Origin of the sequence: Actinotalea sp., assembly GCF_041597215.1 — a bacterium.
Taxonomy (GTDB): Bacteria; Actinomycetota; Actinomycetes; order Actinomycetales; family Cellulomonadaceae; genus Actinotalea.
In genome coordinates, this window is record NZ_JBFHHB010000118.1 from 1 (window position 1) to 9,684 (window position 9,684).

9 protein-coding genes are annotated in these 9,684 nt (G+C 73.1%); 3 read left to right on the top strand and 6 right to left on the bottom strand.

Features of this window, described 5'->3' with window-relative positions; translation table 11 throughout:
- The coding region (locus ABWK99_RS09635) for a spermidine synthase (RefSeq protein ID WP_372594483.1) at positions 1–867 on the top strand (867 nt) is incomplete at its 5' end.
- A gap of 68 nt (positions 868–935) precedes the next feature.
- Here ABWK99_RS09635 and ABWK99_RS09640 read toward each other — a convergent pair.
- The 4 genes from ABWK99_RS09640 to ABWK99_RS09655 form a co-directional block, all read right to left on the bottom strand.
- Positions 936–1,139, bottom strand: coding sequence for a cold-shock protein (locus ABWK99_RS09640; RefSeq protein ID WP_372594484.1), 204 nt, complete (start codon positions 1,137–1,139; stop codon positions 936–938).
- Positions 1,140–1,331: 192 nt separating this feature from the next.
- Positions 1,332–2,624: a nitrate/nitrite transporter gene (locus tag ABWK99_RS09645; RefSeq protein WP_372594485.1), complete on the bottom strand. Its 1,293-nt coding sequence runs from the start codon at positions 2,622–2,624 to the stop codon at positions 1,332–1,334.
- Between the two features lie 44 nt (positions 2,625–2,668).
- The gene (locus ABWK99_RS09650) at positions 2,669–3,586 is read right to left on the bottom strand and encodes a PAC2 family protein (protein WP_372594486.1); all 918 of its coding nucleotides are present in this window, start codon (positions 3,584–3,586) and stop codon (positions 2,669–2,671) included.
- A gap of 94 nt (positions 3,587–3,680) precedes the next feature.
- Positions 3,681–4,883 (bottom strand): PP2C family protein-serine/threonine phosphatase, encoded by a 1,203-nt coding sequence (locus tag ABWK99_RS09655; protein ID WP_372594487.1) that lies wholly within the window; start codon positions 4,881–4,883, stop codon positions 3,681–3,683.
- A 125-nt stretch (positions 4,884–5,008) separates the two neighbouring features.
- Here ABWK99_RS09655 and ABWK99_RS09660 point away from each other — a divergent pair, with 125 nt between their 5' ends.
- Positions 5,009–7,258 (top strand): AAA family ATPase, encoded by a 2,250-nt coding sequence (locus ABWK99_RS09660; RefSeq protein WP_372594488.1) that lies wholly within the window; start codon positions 5,009–5,011, stop codon positions 7,256–7,258.
- Between the two features lie 49 nt (positions 7,259–7,307).
- Here ABWK99_RS09660 and ABWK99_RS09665 read toward each other — a convergent pair whose 3' ends face one another.
- Positions 7,308–8,210, bottom strand: coding sequence for a matrixin family metalloprotease (locus ABWK99_RS09665; RefSeq protein ID WP_372594489.1), 903 nt, complete (start codon positions 8,208–8,210; stop codon positions 7,308–7,310).
- Positions 8,211–8,315: 105 nt separating this feature from the next.
- On the opposite strand from ABWK99_RS09665, the gene serA reads away from it, so the two are divergent.
- Positions 8,316–9,512 (top strand): phosphoglycerate dehydrogenase, encoded by a 1,197-nt coding sequence (serA, locus tag ABWK99_RS09670; RefSeq protein ID WP_372594490.1) that lies wholly within the window; start codon positions 8,316–8,318, stop codon positions 9,510–9,512.
- 73 nt (positions 9,513–9,585) lie between these two features.
- Here serA and ABWK99_RS09675 read toward each other — a convergent pair.
- The coding region (locus tag ABWK99_RS09675; RefSeq protein ID WP_372594491.1) for a DUF5302 family protein at positions 9,586–9,684 on the bottom strand (99 nt) is incomplete at its 5' end.

The following is a 9,684-nucleotide window of genomic DNA, read 5'->3' on the forward strand; positions in this document are numbered from 1 at the left end:
CCGCCCGCCCGTGGCGGGGCTCCGACCGCCCTGCCCGAGGGGCCGGTGGCGATCGACACCGGGACGGCGGAGCTGCGCCGCGACCCCTCGGAACCCGACCTGGTGACCCTGCTGGTCAACGGCGTCCCCAGCTCGGCACTCGACCTCGCCGACGCGGGGCGACTCGAGTTCGAGTACATGCAGCAGATGGCTGCCCTCACCGAGCACCTGCCCGCGGGGCCCGTCGACGCCGTGCACCTCGGTGCCGCCGGATGCGCCCTTCCCCGGTGGGTGGACCACACCCGGCCCGGGTCGCGTCAGCTCGGCGTGGACATCGACGCCCGGCTGCTCGAGCTCGTCCGGGCCTGGTTCGCCCTGCCGCGGTCCCCGCGGCTGCGACTGCGCGCCGCCGATGCCCGCACGGCGCTCGAGGGCCTGCCGAGCGCCAGCGCCGATCTCGTGATCCGCGACGTGTTCGCCGGGGACAGCACTCCGCAGGCGCTGACGACGGCCGAGTTCTGCGCGGAGGTCGCCCGTGTCCTGCGCCCCGGGGGCCTCTACCTGGCGAACTGCGCCGACCGCCCACCTCTGGCGGACGCGCGCTCGGAGGTCGCGACGGTCCGCAGCGTCTGGCCCCACACGGCCCTGGTCGCCGAGGTCGGTGTGCTCCGGGGGCGCCGGTACGGCAACCTCGTCGTGGCCGCCGGCCCGGACCCCCTCCAGCTCGACGGGGCCCGGCGCACCCTGCGCTCGCTCGTGGTCCCGTCGCGGCTCGTCGAGGGAGCGGATCTCGCCGACTTCGCCCGCGGCGCGAGCGTCCGCCACGACGAACCCCGCGGCGCGAGCGTCCGCCACGACGATCCCGGCGCAGCGCCGCTCCCCGGCTGAGGTGCCGGTGTGCACGCGACGAGGGCCGCACCCGTCCGGGTGCGGCCCTCGTCATCGGTGGGGGTAGGTCAGAGCGGGCGGACCTTCTCTGCCTGCGGACCCTTGGGGCCCTGCGTGATCTCGAACTCGACCCGCTGGGCCTCCTCGAGCGTCCGGTACCCCTGCGTCTCGATGGCGGAGTAGTGGACGAAGACGTCGGCACCGCCGCCGTCCTGGGCGATGAACCCGAAGCCCTTCTCCGCGTTGAACCACTTCACAGATCCCTGCGCCATGCTCGTCCTGTCCTTCTGTTCATCCTGGCCGGTGATCACCGAGCGGTGTACCCGGCGTCGTGCCGCACGGCGTGTCCTGGACGCCGCACGAGGCGGCGCCACGACCCGGAGGTCGTCCGAAGGTCACGGGTGCAACGCCCGGATTCTGGCATGAGCGATAGGCGCCACGCCAGGGTTTCGCCCGTCCGGCGCCTAGGTCGACGCCCCACGTCGGCGCTCGATGACCTGCCGGAAGGTCGGCACCTGCACCCCCTGCGCCGCCATGTGCGCGCGAGTGCGTCGCCGCTCCACGAGCACCCCGGCGACCGAGACGCCCCACGGGACGATCATCACGCTGAATGCGACGCGGAAGGCGTCGAGCGAGAGCGCGGGTCCCGGGTAGACGTCGAGGACGATCCCGATCGCCAGCACGGAGACGACAGCGGCCGCGAAGCCACCGACGTTGACCAGTCCCGTCGCCGCACCGATCCGGGCCCGCTCGTTGAACGTCCGGGCGTAGTCGAAACCGATCATCGAACCGGGCCCGCCGATGCCGAGGACGACGACCAGGACGACCAGGAGCCACAACGGGCTCGGGCCTGGCTGGAGCAGGACGGCTGTCCACGCAGCGGCCATGGTCACGCCTGCGGCGAGCACGATCCATGACCGGCGGAGCGGGTGCCGCCCGGTGAACACACCGATCACGGGACCCGCCGTGATCGAGGCCAGGATGCAGACGGTGAACAGGGCGCTCGCCGTCGACGGCGCGAGCCCCTCACCCTGGGTGAGGAACGGGAACCCCCACAGGAGCAGGAAGACGTTGACCGGGAACTGCGTGAGGGCGTGGCTCCAGAAGCCGAGGCGGGTGCCGGGGACCTGGATCACGCCGCGCACGTGGCCGACGATGCTCATCGACGGGACCCGCTCGCGCACCTCGGGGGTGTCCCTGACCGCGAGCACGACGAGACAGGCCGCGAGGACCCCGATCGCGGCGAGCCCGCCGAAGGCGGTCTGCCAGCCGGCGGCGTGCAGCACGGCCACCAGCGGGACCGCGGCGACGATCTGACCGAGCGACCCGATGATCCCGCTGAGCTGCGTGAGCACCGGGACGCGTCGAGGCGGGAACCACAGCGAGACCAGACGTACCACCGAGATGAACGTGGCAGCGTCGCCCGCGCCGATGAGCACGCGCGCGACGTACGCGGCCGGGAGGTCGGTGACCAGGCTGAGGAGGAGCTGGCCGGTCGCCATGAGCAGGGCTCCGGCGGCGATCAGCGTCCGCGAGCCGAAGCGGTCGAGAAGCACCCCGACCGGGACCTGCATGAGCGCGTAGACCGAGAGCTGGACCACCACGAAGGTCGAGATGACCGTCGCCCCCACGCCGAACCGTTCGGCGGCCTCGACGCCCGCGATGCCGAAGGAGCTGCGGTTGAGGACGGCGACGATGTAGGCCGCAAGTGCCGAGCCCCACACCAGCCAGGCACGGGTATCGGTGCGGATCTCCACGCCCCAGAGCCTAGGGCCTCGGGACGGAGCGGCCCGACCCCCGGTCAGCTGCCGTTCGGCTCACCGTCCTGCTGGGCGAGGAACCGCTCGAACTCGGCGCCGAGCTCGTCGGCGGTGGGGATGTCGGCCGAGAGCAGACCCGGGCGAGTGATCGACCCCGTGTAGGCGTCGTACTGCTCCTCGAGCGCGTGCACGACCGCCCCGATCTCGGCGGAGGCTGCCACCTGCTCGTCGATCTCCGCCGTCGTCTCGGCAGCGGCCGACTCGAGGCGACCCGAGGCGAGGTCCAGGCCCGTGCTGCGCTCGAGGTTCTCGAGCGCGGCGATCGCTGCCCGCGGGTAGCCCGACTGCGCGATGTAGTGCGGCACGTGCACGGCGAAGCCGAGCGCGTCATGACCCCACTGGCCCAGGCGGTACTCCAGCAGGGCGCTGGCACTCGCCGGGACCTGGACGGTGCCGAACCAGGACGGGTACGCACTGACGAGCTCTGCCCGCGTGCCGTGCGCCGTCACCGAGGTCGGGCGGGTGTGCGGCACCCCCATCGGGATCCCGTGCGCGCCCACCGTCAAGGGGACGCCGAACCGCTCGACGACCTGACGCATGGCCGCGACCCACGACTCCCACCGGATGTCCGGCTCCGAGCCGTGCAGCAGCAGGAACGGCACCCCCTCGAGGTCGCGCAGGACGTCGATCGCCAGGTGGGGCTCCTCGTAGTCGCTCCACCGCGAGGCGTCGAAGGTCATGGTGGGACGCCGCGAGCGGTAGTCCAGCAGCTCGTCGACGTCGAAGGTCACCAGGCGCTGCGGCGCGAAGGACTCGACCAGGTGCTCGGCCGCGACCTGGCTCGCGTTCCCGGCGTCCACGAACCCGCGCACCAGGTGCACGAGGGTCGGTTCGGTCCCGGCGCGCAGGGCGGCGGCGACGTCCTCGTCGATCGTGTAGAGCAGCTCGGGGTCGCGCATCTCATCCCTCCGTTCCGGGCCGGCACCCGGTCATCTCGTCCTTCCCCAACGCCGGCGTGCGCCGGGGCATTCCCCCGCACCGGGCGTCTCCCGCTCAGCCCGGGGCGTTCCAGCCGAGCACGACCAGGGCCGTGTCGTCCACCAGGTTGCCTCCGTGGCGCAGCGTCACGGCCTCCATGATCCGGTCGACGATCGTGGCATCGCCCAGGACGGCGCGGTGCCGGCGCTCGCCTCGGCGCTCCTCGCGACGCAGCTCGTCGGCCATCAGCTCGGCGAGGCCCTCCTCGCCGAGCCGCTCGCGCGTCCCGTCGATCGTCGTCTCGAGCATCCCGTCGGTGAAGAGCGCGACGCGCCACCGCTCCCCGAGCGCGATGCGCTGGGGTCGCCATCCGCCGGGCGCGGGGATGCCGAGGGCGCGTCCGCGATGCTCGGAGGGCAGCGGGACCGTCGGCCGGCCGAGCAGGAACGGCGCCGGATGGCCGCACAGGAACAGGTCGAGCGAACGACGGTCGGGCTGGACGACCACCATGACCGCCGTGGCGAAGATCTCCGGTCGGCCGCGCTCGGCGCTGAGGATCTGCTCGACGACGTCGAGCACCCGTGGCGCGGGGAGGTCGGCGAGCACCGAGGTGCGCCACGCAGTGCGCAGCGTGGCACCCAGCGCTGCCTCGTCCGGTCCGTGCCCGGCCACGTCACCCACGATCGCCGCCAGCGAGCCGTCGGCGCACTCCACGACGTCGTAGAAGTCCCCGCCGAGCAGCCCGTCCCGGCCGGCCCGGTACCCGACCAGCACCTCGAGGGATCCGTCCCCGACCAGCGGGGTGGGCAGCAGGGCCCGCTCGAGCCGGGAGGACTCGTAGTCCCTCACCTCCGTGCGGTACCTCTCGCGCTCCTCCACCTCGGCGCGGCGGCGCTGCACGGCGAGGCGGAGCGCCTTGTGCAAGGACCGGGAGTCGACCTCCGCCTTGTCCAGGTGGTCCTGGGCGCCGGCACCCACGACCTGGAGGTCGAGTCCCGGTTCCTGAAGACCGGTCAGCACGACGACGGCCGGGGCCTGCGGTTCGCGCAGGATGCGCGCGAGCGCAGCGGTCCCGCGCGCGTCGGGCAGCTCGAGGTCCAGCAGGACGCAGTCCACGTCGAGCCCGGTGAGCGCCTCGGCGGCCGAGCGCGCGCGGGTGAGCCGGACCGGTCCGGTCCCACCCTGCTCGAGCATCGAGACGACCGTCCGGGCGTCGGCGTCGTCCGCCTCGACCAGCAGGACGCTGATCGGCGGCGTGAGCGGTCCCGCGAGCACCATGTCTCACCTTCCGTCGGCTGCCGCCCGATCCTAGGGCCCTGTGCGCCCCGGGGCTGGACAGATGCACACGGGACCGCGCTCGGGGCGGATAATGGACGGCCGGTCGAGCGAGAGGTGGGGGGCCCGTGACAGGTCGTGGCGAGGTGCAGACGGAGCAGGAAGCCGTCGACCTGCGATACGCGAGGCTGGACGTCCTCCGCCGCCAGACGGCCGAACGGCTCTCCTCGGTACGTCGTGAGGGCCCCTCCGGCTCCCCGCAGAACCGCTCGGAGCGCGACGCGTTCGCCACGCTCTACGAGGACAGGCTCGCCCAGCTCGAAGGGGTCGAGGCGCGCCTCACCTTCGGTCGCCTGGACCTCGCCGACGGCAGCCGTCGCTACGTCGGCCGGATCGGGTTGACCGACGACGAGCACACCTCCCTGCTGACCGACTGGCGCGCACCGGCGGCGCAGGCCTTCTACCGGGCGACCGCTGCACGCCCCGACGGTGTCGTCCGGCGCCGCCACCTGATCACCCGGGGCCGCGAGGTGACCGGGCTGGAGGACGAGGTCCTCGACCTCGACCGGATCGACGAGGCCGACACCCGGACGCTCTCGGGCGAGGGGGCGCTCCTTGCTGCGCTCTCTGCCGGTCGCACCGGCCGGATGGGCGACATCGTCGCGACGATCCAGGCCGAGCAGGACGTCATCATCCGCGCGCCCCTCAACGGCGCCCTCGTCGTCCAGGGCGGGCCGGGGACGGGAAAGACCGCCGTGGCCCTGCACCGGGCGGCCTACCTTCTGTACGCCCACCGGCGTCTGCTCGAGCGCTCGGGCGTGCTGCTCCTCGGGCCGAGCAGGACCTTCTTGCGCTACATCGACCAGGTGCTGCCCTCGCTCGGCGAGACGGGCGTGGTCACCGCGACGATCGCCGAGCTCGTCCCTGGCGTGGTGGCGACGGGGACGGAGCCGGACGAGCTCGCCAGGCTCAAGGGGGACCGCAGGATGGCGGCCCTGGTGGCCACGGCCGTCAAGGCGCGCCAGCGCGTGCCGGCGTCGGACCAGGAGGTCAAGGTCGACGGACGGCGCCTGACGATCCGCCGCGAGGACGTGCGCGACGCGATCGCCAAGGCGCGCAGGAGCGGACGACCGCACAACCTCGCGCGGGTCGTCTTCGTGCGGGAGATGCTCTCGCGACTCGCCCAGCAGTTCATCGCCGAGCTCGGCTCCCCCGTCGCGCCGGAGGACCGGGCGGAGATCCTGGAGGAGCTGCGCTCCGACCGGGAGATCAGGATCGCGCTGAACCTCGCCTGGATGCCGCTGACCCCGCAGAAGCTCATCGAGGACCTGTGGGCGAAGCCACGACGGCTGGCCGAGGCAGGGCCGTCGCTCTCGGCCACCCACCGCGAGCTCTTGAGACGTGAGCCGGGCGCACCGTGGACCGACGCCGACGTCCCGCTGCTGGACGAGGCCGCCGAGCTGCTCGGCGAGGACGACCAGGCCGCCCGCGTCCAGGAGGGAGTCGAGGACCGCCGACGCGCTCAGGAGCTCGCCTACGCCCGTGAGGTCCTGTCCGCGAGCGGAGCAGGGAACGGCATGGTCAACGCCGAGATGCTCGCGAGCCGCTTCGCCGAGACGGGGCCGCGGCTGACCACGGCCGAGCGCGCGGCGGCCGACCGCACCTGGACCTACGGCCATGTCGTCATCGACGAGGCGCAGGAGCTCTCCGCCATGGCCTGGCGGATGGTCCTGCGACGCTGCCCGACCCGTTCGCTGACGATCGTCGGTGACGTGGCGCAGACCGCGACCGCGGCGGGCGCCCGGGCCTGGGCCCGCACCCTCGACCCGGTGCTGCGCGACTCGTGGTCGCTCACCGAGCTCACCGTGAACTACCGCACTCCCGCCGAGGTGGCCGAGCCCGCGCTCGACGTCGCCCGGGCAGCCGGGCTGCCGCTCGGGACGTTGACCTCTGCCCGATCGGTCCCCGGCGCGCTCCAGGTGCACCGCGTGCAGGACGTGCTCCTCGCCACGGTCGAGGCCGCCGAAGCAGGGCTGGCCACGCTCGGCGAGGACTCGAGCGTCGGCAGGGTGGCCGTGCTCGCCCCGGAGGACCTGCTCCCGGAGGTGTCCGCTGCCCTGCGCGGATCGGCGCTCGGCACGGCCATGGGCCGCTCGACGACCTCCGCCCTCGACGCCCGGCTCACCGTCGCAGGGCCTCGTGCGGCGAAGGGCCTCGAGTTCGACGTCGTCGTCCTCGTGGAGCCCGCGCGGCTGGCCGCCTCCGACCTGTACGTCGCGATGACCCGCCCCACCCGGTCGCTGCACCTCGTCACCTCGGGCGCACTGCCCGCGGGGCTGACCCTCCCGGTACCGTCCGACACCCTCGCGGGCGGCTGAGGACGCTCCTGACCCCGTTCCCGTGCGCGGGAGACGGAGGGCCTCGGGTTCAGTCCTCGCAGGCCACGGCCCCGACGAGGGCGAGCCCTGTGCGGTCCCCCGGCCCGAGGTCGACGACACCGGAGGTCGTGGGGTTCATCAGCTCGAAGCGGTCGGAGACGTGGTCGAGGCCGACGACGTGGCCCAGCTCGTGCACGACGATCGCCCGCGCCCTGGCGAAGCCCTCGCCGCGCCCGAGGATCCGACCGAGGTCCTCGCTGTCGAGCACGAGGCGACCGGCCGCCAGCCAGCTCCCCGAGCCGTCGGCCCCCGGGACCATCGCCGAGCCACCGAGACCCGCCACGTCCCCGGCGAGATCGGGCACCTCACGCTCGGTCGACCAGGCGATGAGCACCGGGGCCCACGCGGTCCCGTACCTCTCCGGCTGGATCAGGCTCCTGTCGACGCCGGGGACCTCGTCCGTCGGCCCGACGTCGACGAAGGCAAGACCCGTGGCGGCGGAGATCTCGGCGATGGCCTCGGCCACGAGCTGCTCACCGGCCGGCGGGGCTCCGTCGGCTCGCACGACGTAGCGGACCGGGCGGCAGGGGTCGTAGCCGACGGGTGAACCGTCCTCGTCGACATGCACGAAGGCGTAGGCACCGCTCGTGGTGACCGGTACCTCAGGGAGCAGCCGCCCGACGGCGGGCTCCGGCTGGGGAACCGCCACCGCTCGTCCGTCGACGTCGACGTAGGCCCGTGCCTGGAACCAGGAGAGCGGGTCCCTGACGTCCAGGCCGCGGGAGTGCGCGGCCAGGCCGAGCCCGAGGACCGCCGCGGCACCGACACCCGTGATCACGGCGAGCCGGGCGGCAGCCCGCCTGCGCGCCGGGCGGGAGGACTCCCGCTCCATCGCACGCAGCACGCGTCGCGCCCGACGTTCCGCACTCCGCTCCGCGAGACCCACGATCATGCAGTCTCGCAGCAGTCCCGACGGAGGGCCACGGCTGATCGGGTGGCGATGTCCGCCTGTCGGTCGGATTTTGGGCTACCCGTGAGACGGGGCGAGGATGGCGGTATGCGCGCCCTGCTCCTGGAGAACCTGCACCCCCTTGCCACCACCCTGCTCCGCACGGACGGGATCGACGTGACGAGCCGCACCGGCGCGCTCGACGAGGACGAGCTGGGCGCCGCCCTCGCGGGGGTCCAGGTGCTCGGCATCCGGTCCAAGACCCAGGTCACCGCAGAGGTCCTCGACCAGGCGCCGGACCTGCTGGCGATCGGCGCCTTCTGCATCGGCACCAACCAGATCGATCTCACGGCGGCAGCGGAGCGCGGGATCGCCGTGTTCAACGCCCCGTTCTCGAACACCCGCTCGGTCGTCGAGCTGGCGCTCGCCGAGATCCTGTCGCTGACCCGCAGGATGACCGTCCTGGACAAGGCGCTGCACGCGGGAGTCTGGGACAAGTCCGCCGACGGCGCTCACGAGGTGCGCGGACGCACGCTCGGGATCGTCGGCTACGGCAACATCGGCACCCAGCTCTCGGTTCTCGCCGAGGCCCTGGGCATGTCCGTCGTGTTCTACGACTCGGCGGAGAAGCTCGCGCTGGGCAACGCCCGTCGCCTCACCAGCCTCGACGAGCTCCTCGAGGTCGCCGACGTCGTCACCCTGCACGTGGACGGACGCAGCGGCAACGCCGGGCTCTTCGGCCCCGCCCAGTTCGCCAAGATGCGTCCCGGCTCGGTGTTCCTCAACCTCTCCCGTGGCTTCGTCGTCGACTACGCGGGCCTGCGCGAGCACATCCTGAGCGGACATCTCGCGGGGGCCGCCGTCGACGTCTACCCGGTGGAGCCCAAGCGACGGGGCGACGCCTTCGAGTCCGAGCTGCGTGAGCTTCCCAACGTCATCCTCACCCCGCACATCGGCGGGTCGACGGAGGAGGCCCAGGAGGCCATCGGTCAGTTCGTCGCGACGAAGCTGCGCGACTACCTCCTGCACGGGGCGACGATGCTCAGCCCCAACCTCCCGCCCCTGGCCCTGGAGGCGACCTCCGGCTCGCACCGGCTGACCCACCTGCACCGCAACACCCCCGGTGTGCTCGCAGGCATCAACCGCGTCTTCGCCGAGCACGACGTCAACATCGAGGCGCAGATGCTCGGGACGCGCGGAGACCTCGGCTACGTCGTGACCGACGTCGCCGCCCCGCTCGGTCCGGAGGTCTGCACGGCGCTGCGGACGATGCCGCAGACGATCCGCCTGCGCACGCTGTCCTGAACCCACGCTGGCGTGGAGCGACGCTGACCTGAGGCGAGATGCCCCGGTGAGTGCACCGGGGCATCTCCTCCGCTCAGCCGGTCTTGCGGCGGAAGGTCCGCTTGCCCCCTCCCGCGACCTCCGAGCCGTGCACGGAGCTGCCCCCGCGCACCCCGTCCGCTGTCCGGTGCCC